At 74.2% G+C, this 21585-nt stretch carries 23 protein-coding genes; 11 read left to right on the forward strand and 12 right to left on the reverse strand.

The window, feature by feature from the left end:
- Window positions 1-15 precede the first annotated feature (15 nt).
- Genes ACNHYB_RS05245 through ACNHYB_RS05255 form a run of 3 tightly spaced genes read left to right on the forward strand, consistent with a single transcriptional unit; the run spans window position 16 to window position 2061 of the window.
- Window positions 16-534: a GntR family transcriptional regulator gene (locus ACNHYB_RS05245; RefSeq protein WP_418277348.1), complete on the forward strand. Its 519-nt coding sequence runs from the start codon at window positions 16-18 to the stop codon at window positions 532-534.
- Window positions 510-1418: an aminotransferase class I/II-fold pyridoxal phosphate-dependent enzyme gene (locus ACNHYB_RS05250; protein WP_418277349.1), complete on the forward strand. Its 909-nt coding sequence runs from the start codon at window positions 510-512 to the stop codon at window positions 1416-1418. Before ACNHYB_RS05245 ends, ACNHYB_RS05250 begins: the two co-directional genes overlap by 25 nt.
- A gap of 4 nt (window positions 1419-1422) precedes the next feature.
- Window positions 1423-2061 (forward strand): LysE family translocator, encoded by a 639-nt coding sequence (locus tag ACNHYB_RS05255; protein WP_418277350.1) that lies wholly within the window; start codon window positions 1423-1425, stop codon window positions 2059-2061.
- A 57-nt stretch (window positions 2062-2118) separates the two neighbouring features.
- Here ACNHYB_RS05255 and ACNHYB_RS05260 read toward each other — a convergent pair whose 3' ends face one another.
- Window positions 2119-3690: a molybdopterin-dependent oxidoreductase gene (locus ACNHYB_RS05260; protein ID WP_418277351.1), complete on the reverse strand. Its 1572-nt coding sequence runs from the start codon at window positions 3688-3690 to the stop codon at window positions 2119-2121.
- A gap of 169 nt (window positions 3691-3859) precedes the next feature.
- Between ACNHYB_RS05260 and ACNHYB_RS05265 the strand changes: the two genes are divergently transcribed.
- From ACNHYB_RS05265 to ACNHYB_RS05275, 3 genes are read left to right on the forward strand one after another with little or no spacing between them, the layout of a single operon-like run.
- Window positions 3860-4891: a putative F420-0 ABC transporter substrate-binding protein gene (locus ACNHYB_RS05265; RefSeq protein ID WP_418277352.1), complete on the forward strand. Its 1032-nt coding sequence runs from the start codon at window positions 3860-3862 to the stop codon at window positions 4889-4891.
- Entirely contained in the window at window positions 4884-5966 is a 1083-nt protein-coding gene (locus ACNHYB_RS05270; RefSeq protein ID WP_418277353.1) for a putative F420-0 ABC transporter permease subunit, read from the forward strand. The genes ACNHYB_RS05265 and ACNHYB_RS05270 overlap by 8 nt, the downstream gene beginning before the upstream one ends.
- Window positions 5963-6808 carry an ABC transporter ATP-binding protein gene (locus ACNHYB_RS05275; protein WP_418277354.1) on the forward strand — a complete coding sequence of 282 codons (846 nt, stop codon included), beginning with the start codon at window positions 5963-5965 and terminating at the stop codon, window positions 6806-6808. The genes ACNHYB_RS05270 and ACNHYB_RS05275 overlap by 4 nt, the downstream gene beginning before the upstream one ends.
- Before the next feature lie 52 nt (window positions 6809-6860).
- Here ACNHYB_RS05275 and ACNHYB_RS05280 read toward each other — a convergent pair whose 3' ends face one another.
- The 4 genes from ACNHYB_RS05280 to ACNHYB_RS05295 all read right to left on the reverse strand — a co-directional run bounded on the left by ACNHYB_RS05280 (window position 6861) and on the right by ACNHYB_RS05295 (window position 8970).
- Window positions 6861-7004 carry a hypothetical protein gene (locus tag ACNHYB_RS05280; RefSeq protein WP_418277355.1) on the reverse strand — a complete coding sequence of 48 codons (144 nt, stop codon included), beginning with the start codon at window positions 7002-7004 and terminating at the stop codon, window positions 6861-6863.
- Window positions 7001-7891 carry a hypothetical protein gene (locus ACNHYB_RS05285; RefSeq protein WP_418277356.1) on the reverse strand — a complete coding sequence of 297 codons (891 nt, stop codon included), beginning with the start codon at window positions 7889-7891 and terminating at the stop codon, window positions 7001-7003. Before ACNHYB_RS05285 ends, ACNHYB_RS05280 begins: the two co-directional genes overlap by 4 nt.
- Window positions 7892-7994: 103 nt before the next feature.
- A complete protein-coding gene (locus ACNHYB_RS05290) occupies window positions 7995-8372 on the reverse strand; it encodes a DoxX family protein (protein WP_418277357.1) in 378 nt (125 codons plus the stop codon).
- A gap of 10 nt (window positions 8373-8382) precedes the next feature.
- Window positions 8383-8970 (reverse strand): GNAT family N-acetyltransferase, encoded by a 588-nt coding sequence (locus ACNHYB_RS05295; protein WP_418277358.1) that lies wholly within the window; start codon window positions 8968-8970, stop codon window positions 8383-8385.
- Window positions 8971-9028: 58 nt separating this feature from the next.
- Between ACNHYB_RS05295 and ACNHYB_RS05300 the strand changes: the two genes are divergently transcribed.
- From ACNHYB_RS05300 to ACNHYB_RS05310, 3 genes are read left to right on the forward strand one after another with little or no spacing between them, the layout of a single operon-like run.
- Window positions 9029-9622 carry an HhH-GPD-type base excision DNA repair protein gene (locus ACNHYB_RS05300; RefSeq protein WP_418277359.1) on the forward strand — a complete coding sequence of 198 codons (594 nt, stop codon included), beginning with the start codon at window positions 9029-9031 and terminating at the stop codon, window positions 9620-9622.
- Entirely contained in the window at window positions 9619-10683 is a 1065-nt protein-coding gene (locus ACNHYB_RS05305; RefSeq protein ID WP_418277360.1) for a glutathione S-transferase family protein, read from the forward strand. Before ACNHYB_RS05300 ends, ACNHYB_RS05305 begins: the two co-directional genes overlap by 4 nt.
- 37 nt (window positions 10684-10720) lie before the next feature.
- The gene (locus ACNHYB_RS05310; protein WP_418277361.1) at window positions 10721-11569 is read left to right on the forward strand and encodes a hypothetical protein; all 849 of its coding nucleotides are present in this window, start codon (window positions 10721-10723) and stop codon (window positions 11567-11569) included.
- Window positions 11570-11788: 219 nt separating this feature from the next.
- Here ACNHYB_RS05310 and cutA read toward each other — a convergent pair whose 3' ends face one another.
- Complete coding sequence (gene cutA / locus ACNHYB_RS05315) at window positions 11789-12130, reverse strand: divalent-cation tolerance protein CutA (RefSeq protein WP_418277362.1); 342 nt, start codon at window positions 12128-12130, stop codon at window positions 11789-11791.
- A gap of 113 nt (window positions 12131-12243) precedes the next feature.
- Window positions 12244-14568 (reverse strand): M28 family peptidase, encoded by a 2325-nt coding sequence (locus ACNHYB_RS05320; RefSeq protein ID WP_418277363.1) that lies wholly within the window; start codon window positions 14566-14568, stop codon window positions 12244-12246.
- 276 nt (window positions 14569-14844) lie between these two features.
- Here ACNHYB_RS05320 and corA point away from each other — a divergent pair, with 276 nt between their 5' ends.
- Window positions 14845-15990 (forward strand): magnesium/cobalt transporter CorA, encoded by a 1146-nt coding sequence (corA, locus tag ACNHYB_RS05325; RefSeq protein ID WP_418277364.1) that lies wholly within the window; start codon window positions 14845-14847, stop codon window positions 15988-15990.
- Between the two features lies 1 nt (window position 15991).
- On the opposite strand, the gene ACNHYB_RS05330 is transcribed toward corA, so the two are convergent.
- Complete coding sequence (locus ACNHYB_RS05330) at window positions 15992-16750, reverse strand: ABC transporter permease (protein ID WP_418277365.1); 759 nt, start codon at window positions 16748-16750, stop codon at window positions 15992-15994.
- A gap of 17 nt (window positions 16751-16767) precedes the next feature.
- Window positions 16768-17247, reverse strand: coding sequence for a cold-shock protein (locus tag ACNHYB_RS05335; RefSeq protein ID WP_418277366.1), 480 nt, complete (start codon window positions 17245-17247; stop codon window positions 16768-16770).
- 97 nt (window positions 17248-17344) lie between these two features.
- Here ACNHYB_RS05335 and ACNHYB_RS05340 point away from each other — a divergent pair, with 97 nt between their 5' ends.
- A complete protein-coding gene (locus ACNHYB_RS05340) occupies window positions 17345-18613 on the forward strand; it encodes an AI-2E family transporter (protein ID WP_418277368.1) in 1269 nt (422 codons plus the stop codon).
- Window positions 18614-18637: 24 nt separating this feature from the next.
- On the opposite strand, the gene ACNHYB_RS05345 is transcribed toward ACNHYB_RS05340, so the two are convergent.
- The 3 genes from ACNHYB_RS05345 to ACNHYB_RS05355 form a co-directional block, all read right to left on the reverse strand.
- Window positions 18638-19426, reverse strand: a complete 789-nt coding sequence (locus ACNHYB_RS05345; RefSeq protein ID WP_418277369.1) for an alpha/beta fold hydrolase — start codon at window positions 19424-19426, stop codon at window positions 18638-18640.
- Window positions 19427-19665: 239 nt separating this feature from the next.
- A complete protein-coding gene (cofE, locus tag ACNHYB_RS05350) occupies window positions 19666-20541 on the reverse strand; it encodes a coenzyme F420-0:L-glutamate ligase (RefSeq protein ID WP_418277370.1) in 876 nt (291 codons plus the stop codon).
- Window positions 20538-21542, reverse strand: a complete 1005-nt coding sequence (locus ACNHYB_RS05355) for a TIGR03557 family F420-dependent LLM class oxidoreductase (protein WP_418277371.1) — start codon at window positions 21540-21542, stop codon at window positions 20538-20540. Before ACNHYB_RS05355 ends, cofE begins: the two co-directional genes overlap by 4 nt.
- Window positions 21543-21585: the final 43 nt, after the last annotated feature.

Raw genomic sequence — 21585 nt, forward strand, 5'->3', positions numbered from 1 at the left:
GCGCACCATGGGGGCGTGGAGCACCCCGAGCACCGGGTCGACGTCGTCGCCCGCACCGCCGAGATCACCGACCGCAGCCCGCGCGGCATCGCCGCGGCACTGGCCCGCCTCGTGCGCTCGGGAGAGGTGCGGCCCGGGGACCGGCTGCCCACGGTCCGCGACCTGGCCGCTGCGATGGGGGTCAGCCCGGCGACGGTGTCCGGGGCGTTCCAGGCGCTGTCGGCCGTCGGCCTGGTCGTCTCGCGCGGACGGGCGGGGACCTTCGTGCTGCCGGAGCCGCGCGGCTGGCTCCCGCCGCGGTACCGGTCGATGGCTGACGGCGGCACGGACGCCGGGCGCCCGGCCCACGCCCCGCGCGTGGACCTGTCCGGGGGCACCCCGGACGCCGAGCTGCTCCCCCGGCTCGGCCCCGCGCTCGCGCGCGCCGCCCGCTTCGTCCCCGCGGCGGACACGGCCAGCTACCTGCAGACACCGCTGGTCCCCGAGCTGGAGTCGCTGCTGCGCACCTCGTGGCCGTTCCCCCGCAGCGCCTGAGCGTGGTGGACGGCGCCCTGGACGCGATCGGACGCACGCTCGAGCAGGTGGCGGGCTTCGGGGACCGCGTCGCCGTGGAGGACCCCGGGTTCCCGCCGTTGTTCGACCTGCTCGACCAGCTCGGGATGGAGCGGGTGCCGCTCGAGCTCGACGCCCACGGGGTGCGGCCCGCCTCGCTCGCCGCCGCCCTCGCCGGCGACGTGCGGGCCGTCGTCGTGCAGCCCCGCGCGCAGAACCCGACCGGGCGCAGCCTGACCTCGACGCGGGCGCGCGAGCTCGCGCGCCTCGTGCGGCGCCACGCCTCGCCCGTGGTCGTCGTCGAGGACGACCACTCCGGCCAGATCGCCTCGGCGCGCGACGTCAGCCTCGGCACCTACCTGCCCGACGGCGTCGTGCACGTGCGCTCGTTCTCCAAGTCGCACGGGCCGGACCTGCGGATCGCCGCCGTCGGCGGGCCGGCCACGGTGCTCGACCCGCTGGTGGCACGGCGCATGCTCGGTCCTGGCTGGACGAGCCGCCTGCTGCAGCGCGTGCTGGTGGACCTGCTCACCGACTCCGACGCGGTGGCCGCCGTCGAGCACGCCCGGCGTCTCTACTACGCGCGTCAGCGCGGGTTCGCCGCGGCGCTGGCGACCCACGGGCTGGACGTGGCGCCCGGTGACGGCGTCAACCTGTGGCTGCCGGTGCCCGACGAGGCCACCGCCCTGGTGCGGCTGGAGGCCGCCGGCGTGCGGGCCGCCCCGGGGTCGCCGTTCCGGGCGCGCCGCGACGTGGCCCCGCCGGGGCTGGGCCACGTGCGCCTAACGGTCGGCATGCTGCGGGACGACCTCGACGCGGTCGCCGCCGCGGTCGCGCTCGCCGTCGGGGCGCGGCCGCTACCGTGACACCGTGACGATCCTCGAGGCAGTGCTGGCGTTCGCCGTGGTGGCCGGGCTCCTCACCGTGGTGCCCGGGCTCGACACGGCGCTGGTGCTGCGCAGCACGGTGTCACGTTCGCGCTCGCACGGCGTCGCCGCGCTCTGCGGCATCCAGGTGGGCATCCTGGTCTGGGGCGTCACGGCGGCGGCCGGTGCGGCGGCGCTGCTGGCGGCGAGCCAGACCGCCTACCGCGTGCTCACCGTCGTCGGGGCCGTCTACCTGGTGTGGCTCGGGGCGTCGATGCTGTGGTCCTCGTTCCGGACCGTGCCGGCCGCGACCCCCGACGTGGTGCCGCTGCCGGTCGGGGGCCGTCGCCGGGACTTCGCCACCGGCCTGGTCACGAACCTCCTGAACCCGAAGGTCGGCGTGTTCTACGTCGCGACGATCCCGCAGTTCGTGCCCGACGGCGTGAACCCGCTCGCGATGGGTGCCCTGCTGGCGCTGGCGCACTGCATCCTGGGGTCGGCGTGGCTGACCGGCGTGGTCCTGGTCGCCGGGTCGCTGGGGCCACGGCTGCGCCGCTCGGACGCCGTGCGGTGGGTCGACCGGGTCACGGGCGGCGTGCTCGTGGCCCTCGGTGCACGCCTGGCCGTGGCGGCACGCACCTGACCCTGCGGCACGGCGCCGACAGGCCGGGTGGCCCAGCGCAGCCGCGGGCCGGTGAGGTCAGCCGACCTCCACCTCGATGGTGTGCCAGCCGGAGGCGCCGTCCGGGGCGGGCGGGGCGGTCTGGTCGGTCTGGACCTGGCCGTCGGCGTCCGTCGCGCGCACGGCGACCTCGTGCCGTCCGGCCGGCGCGTCCCACATGAAGCGCCACTGGCGCCACGTGTCGGGCCCCACGGTCTCGGCGATCTCGGCGGCCTGCCACTCCCCGCCGTCCACGCTGACCTCGACCGCCTCGATCCCGGTGTGCTGCGCCCAGGCGACGCCCGCGACGACGACCTCCCCCGCCGTGACGGACGCGCCGGAGCGCGGCACGTCGATGCGGGACTGGAGCTTGATCGGGCCGAGCTCGGACCAGCCGCGCGGGGTCCAGTAGCCCTCGTCGTCGGCGAACCGGGTGACCTTGAGCTCGGTGACCCACTTGGTGGCCGAGACGTACCCGTACAGCCCCGGCACCACGAGCCGGGCGGGGAACCCGTGCTGCTCGGGCAGCGGCTCACCGTTCATGCCCACGGCCAGCAGGCACTCCCGGTCAGGGTCGGTGAGGACCTCCAGCGGGGTGCCGGCCGTCCACCCGTCCACCGACGACGACAGCACCATGTCGGCACCGTCCTGCGGGCGCGCGCGGGCCAGCAGCTCGCGCAGCGGGTACCCGAGCCACAGGGCGTTGCCGATGAGATCGCCACCGACCTCGTTCGACACGCACGTCAGGGTGACGTGGTGCTCGGTCATGGGCAGCTCGAGCAGCTCGTCCCAGGAAATCTCGAACGGTTCGTCGACCAGCCCGGTCACCCGCAGCGACCAGGACGCCGGATCGACCTGCGGGACACGCAGCGCGGTGTCGATCCGGTAGAAGTCGTCGTTGGGCGTCACGTACGGCTCGGCGTCGGGGACGCCCAGGTCCGCGCCCGCCGGCACCGGGTCGGCCGCGACGGCCGGCGACGGCAACCGGATCGCCTCGCGCACGACGCCGACGGCGCGGCTGCCCGCGGCGAGAGCCCGCGACGCCACCAGGGCGAGCACACCGGCGGCGGCCGTGCCGCCGGTCCACGCCAGGAAGGTCCGGCGCGACGCGCCGGAGGTCTGCGGGGTGTCGCCGTCAGGCGTCACCGGTTCGCCCGTCACAGAACCGCCCGGTGCCGGGATCCGTGCGACCAGCAGCCGCAGCAGGACGACGGCGACACCGACTCCGACCACCGCGGGCAGTGCCCACAGCCAGGTCGCGCCGGGGCGGGTGGCGGAGATCACGGCCAGCACCAGACCCACCGCGCCGAGCAGCACCTGGCCGAACGGCGCACGACGCAGCTCCAGCCATCCGGAGAGCGCCGCACCGGCCGCGAGGACCACACCCATCGTGGACAGCAGGACGAGCTTGTCGGCGGTGCCGAACCACTCGACGGCGAAGTCCTTCAGGGCCGGGGGGACGTTGTCGACCACGACGCCGCCCAGCGCGAGCACGGGTGAGGACGCCGGGTCGACGATCGCGGCCACCAGCTCGGCCAGCGCGAGCCCCGCGCCGGCCGCCACGATTCCTGCCAACGCCGCCCAGCCGCCACCACGGTGCTCTCTGCTCATGGGCCTACCCTGCCATCCCGAGAGGCCGGGCGGTACTAGGCTGGACGTACGCGGACCACGGGCCCCGGTAATCGCCCGTCGGTGCGGCCCCTGCTCTGGGCCGCAGGTCCGGCTGGTGCGAGATGACGCGCCCCGCCCCTGACCACCCCTGCCCACAGGAGTCCCGCACGTGCCTCGAGCGCACCGCACCACCCTGCCCGCCCGCACCCTCGCCGCTGTCGGCGCCCTCGCCGCCACCGCGGTCCTGGCCGCGTGCAGCGCCGACACCCCGGCGGCCGGATCCGCCCCGTCGGGCGCGGCGTCCGGCACGACCTACCCCCTGACCCTCGACAACTGCGGCGCCGAGGTCACGTTCGAGTCCGCGCCGCAGCGCGTCGTGACCGTGAAGTCCTCCACCGCGGAGACCCTGCTGGCGCTCGGCCTGGGCGACCGGATCGTGGGCGCCGCGTTCCTGGACGGCGAGGTGCCGGGCTGGTTGACGGACGACGCCGCCGGCACCGCGGTGGCCGAGCCGTTCAGCGACGAGGTGCCGGGCACGGAGGCGACCCTCGAGCTCGAGCCCGACCTGGTCTACGCCGGCTGGGAGTCCAACGTGTCGGCCGACGGGATCGGGGACCGCGAGACCCTGACCTCCCTGGGCGTGAACACCTACGTCGCCCCGGCCGCCTGCAAGGACCCGGCCTACATGCCCGATCCCCTGACCTTCGACGCCGTGTTCGACGAGATCACCGAGGTGGGCACCGTCTTCGACGTCCCCGACGCCGCGGCCGACCTCGTGGCCGACCAGCGCGCGCTGCTCAACGACGTCACCGCCGACGACCGCGGGCTCAGTGCCCTGTGGTACTCCTCGGGTAGCGACATCCCTTACGTGGGTGCCGGGATCGGTGCCCCGCAGATGATCCTGGACGCCGTCGGCCTGCAGAACGTCGCCGCGGACGTCGAGGACACGTGGACCTCCATGTCGTGGGAGGAGGTCGTCGACGCCGACCCCGACGTCATCGTCCTGGTGGACGCCGCGTGGAACACGGCGGGCAGCAAGATCCAGGCCCTGCAGGAGAACGCCGCCACCGCCGAGCTGACGGCCGTGCGCGAGGGGCGGTTCCTCGTGGTGCCGTTCCCTGCCACGGAGGCCGGGGTGCGCAACGTCGAGGCGGCCGCAGACCTCTCCCGACAGCTCGGAGATCTCGACCTCGATGAGTGAGCGCCTCTCCCCGTCGCCGGCCGGCACCCGACCGGCGACCTTGTCGCGCGGTCGCGTGCTGGCCTGGGTGGCGGGGACGACGGCGGCACTCCTGGCGAGCGTCGTCGTGGCGGTGACGATCGGACCGGCCGGGCTGACGCCGTCGGACGTCGCCCAGGTCGTGGCGACCCGCCTCGGGCTCGGCGACCTGCTCGGGCTGGCGACGCCGGACCGGCTCGACGACGGCATCGTGTGGCAGCTGCGCCTGCCCCGTGTGCTCACCGCGGCCGCCGTGGGCGCGGGTCTGGCGGTGTGCGGCGTCGTCATGCAGTCGCTCACGCGCAACCCGCTGGCCGACCCGTACCTGCTCGGCCTGAGCTCCGGGGCGTCGCTGGGTGCGGTGTGCGTGCTGGTGCTCGGGTGGCTCGCCGTGCTGCCGGTGGCGGCGTTCGTCGGGGCGACGGCGGCGCTGGTCACGACCCTGGCGCTCGCGTCGGCGGCCGGCCGCGGTGCGGGCGGGCTGTCACCCGCCCGCACCGTCCTGGCGGGGCTGGCGGTCTCCCAGCTCGCGGCCGCCGCGACCAGCTTCGTCATCTTCTGGTCCGCCCAGGGCGACCAGTACCGCGAGATCCTGTCGTGGATGCTCGGGTCCGTGGCGGGCGCGACCTGGACGTCGGTGCTGGTGGCGGGCGGAGCCACCCTGGTCCTGGGCACGCTGCTGGCCACCACCGGCTCGGTGCTGGACGCGTTCACCTTCGGCGACACCGCCGCGGCGGCGCTGGGCGTACCGGTGGCCCGGGTGCGCTGGGGCCTGCTGATCGTGGTGGCGCTGCTGACCGGCGCACTCGTCTCGCAGTCGGGGGCGATCGGGTTCGTCGGCCTGATCCTGCCGCACGCGGTGCGGCTGGTCGTCGGTGCGCGCCACCGCGCGCTGCTGCCCCTGTCGATGCTGTGCGGGGCGACGTTCCTGGTCTGGGCGGACACCTTGGCGCGGACGGTGTTCGCCCCGCGCGAGCTGCCCGTGGGGATCGTCACCGCCGCCATCGGGGCCCCGGTGTTCGCGGCCCTGCTCTGGAAGGGCAGGGCCCGGGGATGACGTCGATCCCGTCGCGCACCACTGCCGCCGTCGACCCCGTCGCCACGCCCGGACCGCCGGCCACGCTGAGCGCCGAACGGGTCCGCTGGTCGGTGGAGGGTCGCCTCGTGCTGGACGACGTCGACGTGACGGCCCCGGCCGGCGCCGTCACCGGCCTGCTCGGCCCCAACGGCACCGGGAAGTCGACGTTGCTGCGCCTCGTCGCCGGGGTGCAACGACCCGACGGCGGCCGGGTGAGCCTCGTCGGCGCCGACCTGCTGACCATGGACCGCCGGCGGCGCGCCCGGCAGGTGGCGTTCGTCGAGCAGGACGCCACCAGCGAGCTGCCCGTCACCGTGCTCGACGCCGTGCTCCTCGGGCGGACCCCGCACCGCTCGATGCTGGCCGGACCGACCACGGCCGACGGGGCCCTGGCCCGGTCCGCCCTGGAACGTGTCGGGGCGGCCGACCTGGCCTCGCGCGAGATCGCCACGCTCTCCGGAGGTGAACGACAACGGGTGCACATGGCGCGCGCGCTCGCCCAGCAGCCGAGACTGCTCCTGCTGGACGAGCCGACCAACCACCTCGACGTCGCGGCCCAGCTGTCCACCATGCGCCTGGTGCGCGAGCTCGCCGCCGACGGCGTCACCGTGCTGACCGCCCTGCACGACCTGTCGCTCGCCGCGGCGACGTGCGACCACGCCGTCGTGCTCGCCCCCGGTCCGGCGGGGCACGTGGTGGCCGCGGGGCCGGTCGACGAGGTGCTGGTGCCCGAGGTGATCGACCCGGTCTACCGCGTGCGCACCACGGTGCTGCGCCACCCGCGCACGGGCCGCCCGGTGCTGGTGTTCGACCAACCCTGAGGAGCCCTGAGACGCGGCCCCGGGTGTACCGACCCGGCAGGGCTGCGCGCCCTCACGTCGACTCGGCGAGGGTCACGACGTACCACCGGGACCCGTCGTGCCACAGGGTCGCCCTCAGCGTGAAGGACCCCGGGGGGATCTCCTGGACGCCGTCGTGCGTGCGGACCGTCACCTCGGCGCGCTCGACGGTGGTCATGAGGATGAAGAACTGCTCGTGAACGGCCGCTTCCCCGGTCCGGGCGGGCCGAGGACGTCGGCCGTGGGGATCCGGCGCTCCAGCGCGACGGTGCACTCGCCCCCGGACAGCTCCATACCGGCCGCCACGGCGTCCTGGGCGAGCCGGACCCTGTCTCGGCACGCCGCGCACTCCGGATCCGTCATCTCCTCGACCGCCGTGGTGTCGCCGGTGACGGCGACCTGCCGCTCCCGTTCGAGGTAGTCCTCCAGCGCGGCGGCGGCGTCGACCTCGTCGACGTCGGCGCTCGTCGCGTCGCCGCCCGCCCCGCTCCCCGATCCGGCCTCCGTCGCGGGCACCGCGGTGACGTCCTGCACGATCCACCGGCCGTCGGTGCGCGCCATGAACACCCTGGCCCGTCGCAGACCGCCGGTGTCCAGGTCCGTGCCGCCGACGCCGTCGCTGAGGACCAGCTCCATCTCGACGTCCACCGTCGCGGTGTCCCGGTCGTCCTCGGTGGGGCCGCTGCTGGACAGGATCGTCACCTCGAACCCGGTGTAGCCGCGTTCGACGAGCACGTCGCTGTCCCTGCCCTGGGCACCGAGGACGACGGCGTACACCCTGGCGGCGTCGGCCACCTCGAGGCAGTACGTGCAGTCGGGTGAGGAGAGCTCGGTCCAGTGGCTGGTGTCCCCGGTGAACACGACCTGGTCGTACGCCGCGAAGAAGTCCAGCACCGCCTGCTCCGGCGTCGTGGCGGGCACGGCCTCGGGCGAAGGTCCACCGACCTGGACCGCCGACGAACCGCCGGACGTCCCGCCGTCCGCCGGCGACGAGCACCCGCCCAGGGTCAGGGCGACCAGGAGCAGCAGGTGGGCGGGCAGGTCGGTGCGTGGTCGCTGTCTCATGAGCGCGACCGTAGTGACGGCTCGCGACCACCCGCTGCGACTTTCCACAGCCTGTGGACGAACCCCCTTGCCCGGAGCACCGGACCTGGGGGCGGCGGCGCGGCTACGCCGTGCGCGCGACCTTCCACGCCCAGGCCACCAGCGGCACCTGCAGCGGCAGCCGGCCCCACGCGACGGACCGCTTGCGCGACCAGTGCCGCGCACCCGCGTGCGAGTCGAGGGCCATCTTCACGTTGCCCGGGAACACCCCGACGAACAGCGCGGCCGCCGCCATCCCACCGACCCGGCGGGTCGCCGGGACCGCCACCGCCGCCGCGCACGCCAGCTCGGCGACCCCGCTGCCGTACACCCACGCACGCGGAGAACCCAGCGCCTCGGGGACGAGCCCCTCGAACACCTCGGGGCGCGCGAGGTGCAGGGCTCCCGTCACCGTGAGCGTCGCAGCGAGGCTGCCGGCCAGGAGGTTCGTGGAACGAGACATGCGGACGAGGCTATCCGGTCCGTCCCGCCACCTGACCTGGACCCGCGCCGGCAGGCGGCCTGCCACCTGCGCTCGGGGCGCTCGGGGCGCTCGGGGCGTCAACCACACCCTGACCCTCCACCGGTCCGGAGAACCGGTACCGGAGCACCCTGTGCCAGGTCCCGTCGGGGTCGGTCCAGCCGCCCTCGCCGTCGGGCACGAATCCCGCACTCTCGTACACCGCGATCGCCGCGACGTTGTGCGGCATCACGACGAGCCACGGGTCCCGCCCGTCGGGAATGGCGTGGTGGAGCGCGTGCCGCAACAGCATCGACGCCCCACCGGTCCCGCGCGCCTGCGGTGCCAGGAAGTAGCGGACGATCTCCGCACCCCTCTGCGGGTCCGACCGGTCGAGCGCGACGTGCCCGACGACGACGTCGTCGACGGTCAGGACCCACGACGGCCCCGAGTGGCGCACCAGCCAGCCGGGAGCAGCGGCCTCCGGACGGAACGGGTACGCGTCGCGCAGGTGGGTGGTCCGCAGGATCTCGACGAGCCGATGGAGGTCGGCCGCCTCCCGCTCACGGATCAGCACACCGTCGAGCGTAGCGTGCGCCACGGAGACGATCGGGGCCCCGTCAGCGGCGCCCGTCACCAGATTCCTGCAGGATGGTGCCATGGCAACCGACCTGTGGATCACCGGTGACGACGCGACGGACAAGCTGCTCGGCGACGACCCGTTCGCTCTGCTCATCGGCATGCTGCTCGACCAGCAGTACCCGATGGAGCACGCGTTCGCCGGGCCGCGCAAGATCGTCGACCGGTTCGGGACGCTCGATCCGCACGCGATCGCCGACGCCGACCCGGACGAGTTCGTCACCATGGCGACCACTCCCCCGGCGATCCACCGCTACGGTCGCTCGATGGCGGGGCGGGTCCAGGCCGTCGCGCGCGCCGTCGTGGACGAGTACGACGGCGACGTGACCAGGATCTGGACGGGCGCGGGCCCCGACGGCGGCGCGCCGACAGGGGCGGAGGTGCGCAGGCGGCTCAACGCGCTGCCCGGGTTCGGGGCGCAGAAGGCGCAGATCTTCCTCGCGCTGCTGGGCAAGCAGCGCGGCGTCGAGCCGCAGGGGTGGCGCGAGGCGGCCGGCCACTACGGCGACGAGGGATCGCGGCGCTCCATCGCGGACGTCACCAGCGCCGAGTCGCTCCAGGAGGTCCGGGCGTTCAAGAAGGCGGCCAAGGCCGCCGCCAAGGAGGCACGATGAACGACGCACCGGCCACCGAACGGCCCGAGCACTCCCGGGGCGGGACCTACTCGGTCGAGGGCAAGGAGTACGTGCGCGACCAGCGGTACCTGTCGACCCGGATCACGCGCGACGGCGCCGACGGCTACCCCGTCGAGACGGGCCGGTACCGGCTCGTGGCGGCGCGCGCGTGCCCGTGGGCGAACCGCGCGATCATCGTGCGACGGCTCCTCGGCCTGGAGGACGCGATCAGCCTGGCGCTGGCGGGACCCACGCACGACGAGCGCAGCTGGACGTTCGACCTCGACCCCGGCGGCAAGGACCCGGTGCTCGGTGTGGAACGGCTGCAGGAGGCGTACTTCCGGCGCGAGCCCGACTACCCCCGCGGGATCACGGTGCCGGCCATCGTCGACACCCGCGACGGCGCGGTGGTGACCAACGACTTCGCGCAGATGACGCTCGACCTGTCGACCGAGTGGTCGGAGCACCACCGGCGCGGGGCGCCGCGGCTCCTGCCCGACGACCCCGAGCAGCGCGCCGAGATGGACGCCGTCGTGCAGCGCGTCTTCACGGAGGTCAACAACGGCGTCTACCGCTGCGGGTTCGCCGGGTCCCAGGAGGCGTACGACGACGCCTACGCCCGCCTCTTCGTCGCGCTGGACTGGCTGACCGAGCGGCTCGCAGACCGCCGCTTCCTGATGGGGGACGCGATCACCGAGGCGGACGTGCGGCTCTTCACCACGCTGGTGCGGTTCGACGCCGTCTACCACGGCCACTTCAAGTGCAACCGGACCAAGCTCACCGAGATGCCCGTGCTGTGGGCGTACGCGCGAGACCTGTTCCAGCTCCCCGGTTTCGGCGACACGGTCGACTTCGCCCAGATCAAGGAGCACTACTACGTGGTGCACCGCGACATCAACCCGACCGGCATCGTGCCGGCGGGCCCGGACCTGTCGGGCTGGACGACGGCGCACGGGCGCGAGGCGCTCGGTGGCGACCCGTGGGGCGGGGGCACACCCCCGGGACCACCGTCACCCGGTGAGCAGGTAGACCCGGACCACACCCCCCTGGCACGGGAGTGAGCCTCGACCCCGGCGCCGGCCGCTAGGCTCGGGCACCATGGACGCACTGCTCCCTCTCGGCCCCGCGCCGCGCCCCGACTCGGACCACGAGCTCGCCAACCGTCTGCGGGACGCGCTGGTCGCGCTCTCCGGCGAGCAGGTCCAGGGCCTCGACGCCGCCAAGATCATGCCCGTGCTCGACGGCTCCGACCTCGCGACCCTCGACATCGACCTGACCGGGGTCGCCGTCGGCGTCCCGCCCGCCGACCAGACGGCACCCACGCCCTGGAGCCCGCAGATCGAGGAGCGCGACGCCGCCGTCCTGCGGACGCTGCGCCTGGACGCGCACCCGCTGACCGCCGTCGACCTCCCCGTCGATCTGGCAGCCGAGCTGTCCGGCCTGCGCTTCGCCTGGGTGACGACCGACGACGGCCTGCTCGGCGCCGAGCTGATCAAGCCGACGAACGCCACGCCCGTCACCGGGCACGCGCGTGCCGCGACGTCCCGGGCGGGCCTCGCCGGCACCGTGCAGGGGCTGCTCGCCGTCGCGCTGAGCAGCAGCGGGCTGCAGCTCACGGACTTCGACCTTCACATCGACCAGACCGGCCCGCGGGACGCCCGCATCGAGGTCGTCGCGTCGATCAAGAAGGGCATGTTCCTGTCCGCGAAGGTCACCGCTTCGGCCGCCGCGTCGATCGACCGGCAGATGGTGCTGACCGTCGATCACGTGAAGATCTCCAGCGGCAACCCGATCGTGGCGGCGATGCTCGCCGCGATGCGCGGCCGGATCGAGGAGGCCGCCGGACGACGCGTCGACCTGGCCGACGCCCTCCCGCCCGGGGTGCGGCTCACGGACGTCACCCTGGACGTCGGCGACGAGATCGTGCTGAACGCCCGCCTCGGCTGAGCCTGCGCGAGCGACGCCACCCTCGGCGTCGCTCGCGTCACCACCACGACCGCAGCGGTTCGTGGGTGTCCGTGCACTGCCCGGCCACGTCGCTCCGAGGACGCTGCCGTACCAGGGCAGGTTGGGTCGCGCCGGACTGCCGGATCGTTGCCCTGGGCGCTACCACTGTCTCGAGGTCGGCGTCCTGGTGCCGGTGGCACGCAGCCTGCCGGGCCGGACCTACCGCACCTCGGCCCGCACCCAGGTCTGGTAGCCGGAGCCGGCAGCCTTGACGAGGGTGCGCAGCACCTCCGGCACGTCGTACGGGTGCCGGACGACGATCCACTCCTCCAGGTCCGGTGCCCGCCCGGCGGTCGTCTTGAACGTCAGCCGGACCTCGGTGGTGGTGACGACCTCTCCCTGCCACCAGTAGGTGCTGGTGATCGGCGAGTCGACCTGGGCGCAGGCGGCGAACCTCTTGCTCACCGCCTCGGTGGCCAGGTCCTGCGCCACCTCGACGGAGTCGACGGTGGTGGCGACGAGGGCGAGGGGCTCTCGGGGGTTCGACAGGTCGATGGCCATGCCCTGCAGCGTTGCAGCAGGGTCGGTGCCGCGCCAGCGGATCGGTGTGAAGGTGTCACGACGACGTCGTGGACACCGTGCACCGACCCCTCCGGCGGCAGGGCGCGACAGCCTCAGAGCACCACCGTCGTGCCGACCAGCACCAGCTCCGCCGTGTGCGAGCCCGCCACGCCGACACCGGCCGGGCGCTCGACGAAACCTGGCAGCCCGTCGAGTCCGCCACCGGCCGCCACCACGCGGAGCTCGACGTCGGACCCGGCCGGGACGGTCACGGTCACCTCGACGCCGTCCGCGCCCGGAGCGTAGTACCGGGTGTCGAGGACCCCTGCGGGTTCGACGGGCACCTCCCGCCCGGCGACGGTCGCGGACCGCACCGTGCCGGGCGCCATCGGTGCACCGCTGACGTCCACGTAGCGCAGGGCGCCGGCCGTGCCGATCTCCCCGTCACCGGGTCGGATCCGCAGCGTGAGGGTCCGCTCCTCGCCGGCCGTCGTGTCGTCGACGGCCTCGACCACGGGTGCCGGCAGGTCGGCGACCTCGGCGGTCCCCACCCACACGTCGTCGTGCAGGGGCGGGAACTGCGGCGACAGGGCGGAGCGACCGTCGACGTACTGCGACGTCCAGTCGCCGGGCGCGACCTCGTCCGACACCCACCACGCGTCGCCGGTGTCGGCGTCGAGCGCGTAGCCGAGCGCCGTCGGCTGCGGGTGCTCGGCGTCGAACGTGTCGACGGCGAACCCGACCACCAGGGCCCCGACGGTCAGGGCACCGCACGCGCCGACCACCCACCGCCCGGCACGGCGACCGAGCGCCACCGCCAGCACGGGGACCAGGGCCAGTCCGAGGAGCGCGGCGACCACGGCGGGTGCGGCGCCGGTCGCCAGTCCCAGCGCCGGGAAGAACAGCATCAGCACGGGGGTGAGCACCACGACGCCGACGGCGGTCCCGGCGGTGACGGCGACGGTCCGGCCCACCGCGCCCCGACCCGGCGCGACGATCCCTGCGACGGCGCCGGCGAGCGCGGGCAGGGCCGCCAGGTAGGACCCGCCGGGTGCGGCGAGGGCGAGCACGACGCCCAGCACCGCCAACCAGGTCAGCGCCCCGACGGCCAGCGCCGCCACGCCGAGCCGACGACGCAGCCCGACGAACCAGCCCGTGACGACCAGCGCGACGATCCCCAGGAGCGCGACCCGGAAGGCCCACGGGCGCCACGGGTCGATCAGCTCGCCGTAGCCGGGCCGCACGGCGACCATGAGCCACCACAGGCCCATGGCGCCGAGCACCGCGCCGACCAGCGGCAGCAGGGCCGAGACGATGCCGAGCGCGAGGCGCCCGGGGCTCACGAGGCGGGTGCCGTCGTCGGACCGGCGCCGCACCACCAGGACGGCGAGCGCCCCGACCGCCCCGAGCGCGCCGAGCGCGAGGGGCCAGACCAGCCATCCGGGGTAGGTGGCGAGCATCCGGCCGGGCAGGGGGAAGTAGGTCGCGTCCGTCGACGACGGCGCGGAGAGCGCGGCGAGGTCCGCGTCGCCGAGCGTGCGCACGAGCGCGAGCGCGTTGGAGCCGTGGTGCTGCAGGGAGCCGAGCGACATGCGATCTGGGGTGTCCTGCGGGGAGTGGTAGGCGGCGGACCCGTCGATGTAGGCCGTGTTGAGGCCGGTGAACCGGCCCTCGGGGTCGTCGAGGAACGGCGAGAAGTCGGTGTCGTTCGGCAGGATCCGGTACACCTCGACGGCGAGCGAGCTCCCCACCGGGTAGGGCACGTCCGCGTAGGCGGCCACCAGGTCGGCGTTGCCGTCGGAGGTCTCGAACATGATCGCCGGCCCACCGGAGCCGCGTGCCTCGAAGTTCAGCACCACTCCCCCGTCGGCGGCCCGCGGGTCGGCCCCGGCGAACGCCTCGGCGCCGCACAGGCACGCCTCCTCGGCGTCGGTGAGCACGACGACGACGTCGTTGCGCAGCGCGGGTCCTTCGCCCAGGGCTCGCACGGACTCCAGGATGGTCGCCAGTCCCGCGCCGTCGTCGTTGCCGCCGTAGGACACCTCGGCGGAGTCGTAGTGGGCCATCAGGAACAGCGGCTTCGTCGGGTCGGTGCCCGGGACGGTCGCCACGACGTTCCGGGTCGCGGCCACCCGGCTCTGCGACCCGAGCGCGCCGTACATCCCGACGCCGTCGACCACCTCGGGCGCCAGGCCCAGCTCCTCGAGGCGCTGCACGAGGTGGTCGCGCACCTCGTCGTTCGCCGGGGTGCCGTGGGGGTGCACCTCGGTCCCGACGGCCTCGACGACGTCGAAGGCGCGCTCGGCGGAGAAGTCCGTGGCGGGCGCGTCGGAGCCCTGCGGGCTCGGGGGCAGCACCGTCCAGACCGACAGCGCGGCCAGGACGAGCAGGAACAGGGTGCACGCGAGCGTCGTCGCCCGGAGCCGGGTCGTGGTCACGGCGGGACGCTACGCCCGGGTACCCGTCGTGGCCCAATCGTGATGATCGCCGGACGCGGAGTACGATGTGGGCGGCCCCGCACCGACCACGAAGGAGGTATCGCCCGTGTCCCGCAGCGAACCTCCCAGTAGTCGGACCCGCGACTGACCCGGTTCACGCCACCCCCTTTGCCCGCGCCCAGGACGACGCACACCGTCGCCCGGGCGCCGCCGAGCGCACCGGACCTCGCGGAGACCAGCACGCAGACCACCGTTCCTGCACGCCGGGGAGTCCTCATGGCCTTCAGCTCCAACCGTTCCGTCCGCACCCGTCAGATGCTCGACGCCCTGCGCCCCCGGCGCCCGGGCGTCGGCGGGGACGCCGCGCCGACGCCCGCGCCCGCACCGACCAGGTCGCGCTCGGCGATCGTGGCGGCCGCCGTCTACGACGAGTCGGGCCACCGCACCGCCGGTTTCACCCGCCTGGCCGACACGTTCCGCGCGCTGCGCTCCCAGCCCGGCGCGATGGCGTGGATCGGCCTGGAACGACCCGACGAGCGCGAGCTCGCGGCCCTCGCCCGGGAGTTCGACCTGCACCCCCTGGCCGTCGAGGACGCCATCCAGGCCCACCAGCGACCCAAGATCGAACGGTACGGCGACACGCTGTTCGTGGTGCTGCACGCGGCCCGCTACCTCGACTCCGTCGAGGAGGTGGAGTTCTCCGAGCTGCACGTGTTCATCGGCCCGGACTTCGTCGTCACCGTCCGGCACGGCGACTCCCCCGACCTGGCGGCCGTGCGCGCCCGCCTCGAGTCGACGCCGCAGATGCTGGCGCGGGGGCCGGAGGCCGTCCTCTACGCGATCATGGACCGCATCGTCGACGACTACGCGCCCGTCGTGTCCGGCCTCGACTTCGACATCGACCAGATCGAGGGTGAGGTCTTCTCAGGCGACGCCCACGTCTCGCGGCGCATCTACGAGCTGTCCCGGGAGGTCGTCGACTTCCAGCGGGCCGTGCGTCCCCTGCAGAACGTGTGCCAGTCGCTCGCCAAGGGGGCGGAGAAGTACCGCGTCGACGACGAGATGCAGGCCTACCTGCGCGACGTCGCCGACCACCTCACCGAGGTCGCCGAGTCCGTCGAGACGTTCCGCGTCGCGCTGCGCGACATCCTCACCGTGAACGCGACCCTGGTGGCGCAGCGCCAGAACGAGGAGATGACGCACCTGACCGAGGTGTCGATCAGGCAGGGCGAGGACGTCAAGAAGATCTCCGGCTGGGCGGCCATCCTCTTCGCGCCGACCCTGGTGGGCGCCGTCTACGGCATGAACTTCGACCTCATGCCCGAGCTGCACGCCACGTGGGGCTACCCGTTCGCGCTGCTGCTCATGCTCGCCGTCAGCGCCGGCCTCTACGGCGTCTTCCGCTGGAAGAAGTGGATGTAGCTCACCGCGGCAGGTCGTGGCGCAGGTCGGCCGGCAGCAGCCGGCCCGCACGCACGAGCCGTCCGACGACGCTGACCACGATGGTCTGCGCGGCCAGCAGCGCGCACAGCACCAGCACCTGGGCGGCGCCCGCCTGGACGGGGCTGCCCCCGCCGAGCATGACTCCGATGAACGCGCCCGGCAGGGTCACCAGGCCCACCGTGCGGGTCTGGTCCATCCCGGGCAGGAGCGCCTCGGGCAGGCGCCGGTCGACGACGAGCCCGACGGCCTCGGCCCGTGGCAGCCCGATGCTCAGACCTGCCTCGTAGGCGCCGCGCTCCTCGCGCAGACCGGCGAACGCACGTCGGCCCGCGAGGGACAGCGCCGTCATCGTGCCCCCGATGACGATGCCCGCCACCGGCACCAGCGCCGCCGGCTGCCACGGCACCGCGCCGCTGAGGAACACGACGGTGAGCACCGGGAGCAGGCCGGTCAGCATCGCCAGGGCCACCCAGGGCCAGGCCCGACCCGCGCCGGTGCGGCGGGCGGCGGTCGCCACGGCGACCCCCACCATGACCAGGACCACCAGCGCCGACCACCACCACGACGCCAGCGCGGCGGCGATGACCAACGAGACGGCGGCGAGCTGCACGACGGCGCGCGCCGCGGCCGAGGCGATCTGACGTTCCTGGCGCAGCCGGCCGACGGCGGACACCACCACCGCGACGACGACCAGCGCGACGAGCGCCGCCGCGAGCCCCCACCCCGGTTCGACCTGCACCGGTCAGGCCCTGGGCGTCAGGCGTCCAGCCAGCCGTGGGACCGCGCGATCTGCTCCACGGCGGCCCGGACGGCGAGCACCTGACGGCCTGTGAGGTCACCCGCGGAGGCGAGCAGCCGTTCGGTGACCTCCGTGCGCAGCTCGGCCGCCGAGAGCACGTCCGCGAAGCCGTCGTGGCCGCTGTCCTGGCCGGTGTCGCGGCCGGTGTCGCGGCCGGTGTGGTGAGGCGCAGGCTCTGCCGTGCCACCCGTCGTCGGACCGCTTCCGAGCGCCGCCTGCACTGCGTCCGCGACCGGGGAGGACACCAGCGCGGCGCGGGTGGCGCGCGGACCCCGCTCGCCGTCCTCGTGGTCGAAGTCGACCACCGTGCCCACCGCCATCAGCGCCTTGTCGAAGTCGAGGTCGTTGACGTGGAGGAACACGTCCTCCCCGAGCTCGTCCGCCGCCACGAACGCGTACCCCCTCGCCGCGTCGTACCGCACCACGTCACCGCGCACGTGCCCACCTCGTCTCCGCCGTCGGACCCTCGCAGCATAGACCCGCGCGCGGCGCGGCGACGGGCAGGTCGCCGGGCCCCACGGCTAGGGTTCCAGCGTGACGACGACCAGCACCTCGCGCACCACGCCCACGGGACCGACCGCGCCGGCCGGGGGCCCTGCTCCGGTGCTCTCCCCCGCCGCCCGGACCCTGCTCGTCCTGGGCTGCTCGGTGATCGTGCTGGCCGGGATGCACGCGGCCGCCGAGGTCATCGCGCCGCTCTTCCTCGCCGCGGTCATCATCATCATCTGCCACCCCGTGCGCTTCCCCCTCATGGCGCACGGCTGGCCCCGGTGGGCGGCGACCACGGCGGTCATCGTGGTGGCGTACCTCATCCTGGCGGCGCTGCTCGCGATGGGCGTGTGGGCCGGGTTCCGCTTCGCTGCGCTCGTGCGCGAGTTCCTGCCCCAGCTCTCCGCCTCGGTGTCCGAGATCCAGGACCAGCTCGCCGCGGTGGGCATCGACTCGCAGATCGCCGACGCCGCCACGACCTGGCTGCAGCCCTCCAACATCGTGTCCATCGCCGGGTCGGTCAGCACCGCCGCCCTCAGCATCGGCACGGCGTTCTTCTTCGTGCTGGCCTACGCGGTGTTCATGGCCGCCGACGGTGCCCGCTACGCCACGGCCACCGAGCGGTTCGGCTCCACGCACGCGGGAGCGATCGACCGATCGGTCCGGTTCAGCTCGGGCGTGCGCCGCTACTACGTCGTCAACGCGACGTTCGGTGCCGTCGTCGCCGTCATCGACGGCATCGCGCTGGCCCTGCTCTCCGTGCCCGGCGCGGCCATCTGGGCGATCCTGGCGTTCGTCACCAACTTCGTGCCCAACATCGGCTTCGTGCTGGGGCTCGTGCCCCCGGCCGTCATGGCGTTCGTCGCCGGGGGCTGGCAGCTGGCGCTGGCGGTCGTGGCCGTCTACTGCGTGGTCAACGTGGTGCTGCAGGTGTTCGTCCAGCCGAAGTTCGTCTCCGACGCCGTGTCCCTGTCGTTGACGCTCAGCTTCGTGTCGGTCGTCTTCTGGACGTTCATCATCGGTCCCCTGGGCGCGATCCTGTCGATCCCGCTCACCCTGCTCGTGCGCGCCCTCGTCCTGGAGGGCGACCCGGCCAACCACTGGCTGCGCTGGTTGTCGGGCGACGACGTGCCCGAGGACGGGCCGCCGGCAGCGGGCGACGCCGCGCACGCCGCCGCGCCGGACGATGCCGGGCCCTCAGCCGCTCCCGAAACGGGCGCTGCCCCGACGCCGGACGACGAGGGGCACGACGGCGGGCACGACGGCGGGCACGACGGCGGGCACGACGAACCGGCGCCGGGCGCCGGTCGCTGAGACGGCCTCGTCGGTGCGTGAGCGTCAGAGCTCGTCGCGCGCGAACCGGACGATGCGGTCCGCCATCGCCTCCGGATCCCAGGAGTGCTGCGCCCCGGCGACCTCCTCGACGCTGCCGCGCGTGGCGGTCTCGGCGATGCGTGCGGCCGCGACCGGCATCTCGGGGAACGTCTCGGAGCCGTAGGTGGCCAGGACGGGCACCGCGAGCTCGCGCAGCGCTCCCGTCTCGAGCAGCTCCGTCGCGCGGACCAGCGCCTGACCGTCCGCGCGCTTGCTGACCGACGTCCGCGCGAGCATCTCGACGTCGGGCGAGGCCTTGAGCTGGGCGAGCCACTGCGGCGGCATGTCCTTCATGTACTGCTCGGTGGCGCCCAGGAAGTCCTCGGCGTCCAGGCGACGCTCGAACTCGCCGATCCACTCCTCGACGTCCGCCAGGTTCCCCGCGAGCGGCGCCTCCCAGAGCAGCAGGCCGGCGACCGGCTGCTCGGCGTCGGCCGCAGCCAGCGCGATGGCGCACCCCGAGGAGTGCCCGACGAGCACCGCCGGCAGCCCGGCGACGTCGATGACGGCGCCCAGCGCGGAGATCTCCCGACCGAGGTCGAGAACACCCTCGGCGGGACTGTCCCCGCGCCCGAGCCGGTCGTACACCACGGTCGTGAACCCCTGCTCGGCGACGAGCTCGGCGGTGCGGGTCGTGACCGGGTCGGTCGCCCGGTCGGGTCCCGCACCGGCGACGAACACCACGGCCGGTCCCTGTCCGTACCTGTCGAACCCGACGTGGTCCCCGGCGACGCTGGTCGCGTGCTGTGTCATCTCGTCTCCTCCCGCCCTGCGGCGATCTTCACCCCGTGACGGTAGCGGTAACCACCGACGGCGTCCTGCTCGCCCTCTCGGACCTGCTCGGCCGCGAGCCGTCCACCGGGCCGGTGCGGTCCTCACCGAGGAGCGACGGCGCGACCCGGCCCACGCCGTCGGGCCGGATCCCCCCGACGTGCTCGCGGTCGCCACGGCGTCGGTGCTCGATCCGTCCGTCCCTGTCCACGAGGACGACGCTAGGGACGGCCGGCCGCGAGGTCGACGTCTTTCCCGGCGCCTGCCGCACCCGCCGCCACGCCCCGTGCGTACGCCTCGGCCGATCCTTCGCGAAAGAGGTCGTCGGCCCCGGTCCGCACGAGCGTGCGTGCCCCGGCCCCGGCGTCGTCCCCGGCGAACACGAATCGCCCGACGCCGCGCACGACGGCGACCGCGCGACCGGTCGCCTTGCCCCGCACCAGCTCGGAGGCACCCGCGATCTCGTCGGCCACGGCCGTCACGGTCACGGAGATCGGACGGCCGTGGGAGTCGACACCGCCCCGGAGGTCGTCGACGACGGAGATCCCGGCCGCGCCGATCGCGACGTCGGTCACGCCGTCGCGCCACGGGCGACCGGCCGTGTCCGTGACGACGACGCCGAGACGGTCGATCCCGAAGCGCGCGCGCCACGCGGCGCGCAGCACCCGGGCGGAGGCGTCGGGGTCGACCGGCAGCAGGAGCACGGTGCCCTCGGGGGTGTTGGAGGCGTCCACCCCGGCGGCCGCCATGACCAGACCGAGGCGGTTCTCGACGATGCGCAGCGGCGGCAGGCCGCCCGGACGTGGACGGGTGGCCACGACCCGCACGGTCTCGTCGGTGATCGCCTGCTCACGGTCGGCCGCGGCGACGACGCGCCCCTCCGCCTTGGAGACGATCTTCGACGTGACGACGACGACGTCGCCCTCCGCGAGCGCGTCGTGCGACGCCGCGTCGACGGCGAGCAGGTCGCCCACGAGGCCCGCCAGGTCGTCCCCGGGCCGCACCTCCCCCAGCCCTGACGGCGCCCACAGCGTGAGCCGGGCGCCGTCCAGGACGCCCGTGCCGCCGTCGGACGCTCCGGTGGGCCCGCCCGTCACCGGACCAGCTTCGGCAGCACCTCGCGACCGAAGACCTCGATCCACTCCTTCTGGTTGCGCCCCACGTTGTGCAGGTAGATGCGGTCGAAGCCGAGGTCGACGTACTTCTGGATCGCGGCGCGGTGCTCGTCGGGGTCGGCGGAGATCACCATGCGGCCCTCGAAGTCCTCGGCTCGCACGAGCTTGGCCATCTGCGCGAAGTCGTGCGGCGAGCGGATGTCGGCCTTGGGGAACTTCATGCCGCCGTTCGGCCACTCGGTCATCGCGTTCGTGAGCGCCTCCTCGTCGGTCTCGGCCCACGACATGTGCACCTGGAGCACCTTGGGCATGCCCTCGGGGTCGCGGCCGGACTCCTTGACGCCGGCGTCGAACCGGCCGAACAGCATCTCGATCTTCTCCAGCGGCGCACCCACCGTGATGAGGCCGTCGGCGTGCTTGCCCGCCCGCTTGGCGGTGATCGGCCCGGCCGTGGCGACGAGGATCTCCGGGGCGACCTCCGGCATGGTCCACAGCCGCGTGGACTCCATCTTGAAGAACTGCCCGGAGTGCTTGACCTCCTTGCCGTCCAGTCCGGAGGCGAAGAGCTTCTTGATGACGTCGATCGCCTCGAACATGCGGTTGATGCGCTCCGGGGCCTCCGGCCAGTAGCCGGCCGTGACGTGCTCGTTCAGGGCCTCGCCGGAGCCGAGCCCGAGCCAGTGCCGCCCCGGGTACATCGCGGCGAGCGTCGCCGACGCCTGCGCCACCATCGCGGGGTGGAACCGGAAGGACGGGCAGGTCACGCCCGGCCCCAGGTCGCCGCGCGTGCGTTCGCCGAGCGCGGTGAGCACGTTCCAGACGAACGCCGCCTCGCCCTGCTGGGGTACCCACGGCTGGAAGTGGTCGGCCGCCATGACGCCGGAGAAGCCGTGCTCCTCGGCGTACGCGGAGTACTCCACGACGTCGGTGGGGTGGAACTGCTCGAGCATCGCGGCGTAGCCGACGGTGAGATCAGAGGCCATGAGACCGAGCCTATCCCCGCCCCGCGGGCCGCGGAGGGGAACG

It is taken from the genome of Isoptericola jiangsuensis, assembly GCF_048320105.1.
In the GTDB taxonomy this organism is placed as follows: Bacteria; Actinomycetota; Actinomycetes; order Actinomycetales; family Cellulomonadaceae; genus Isoptericola; species Isoptericola jiangsuensis_A.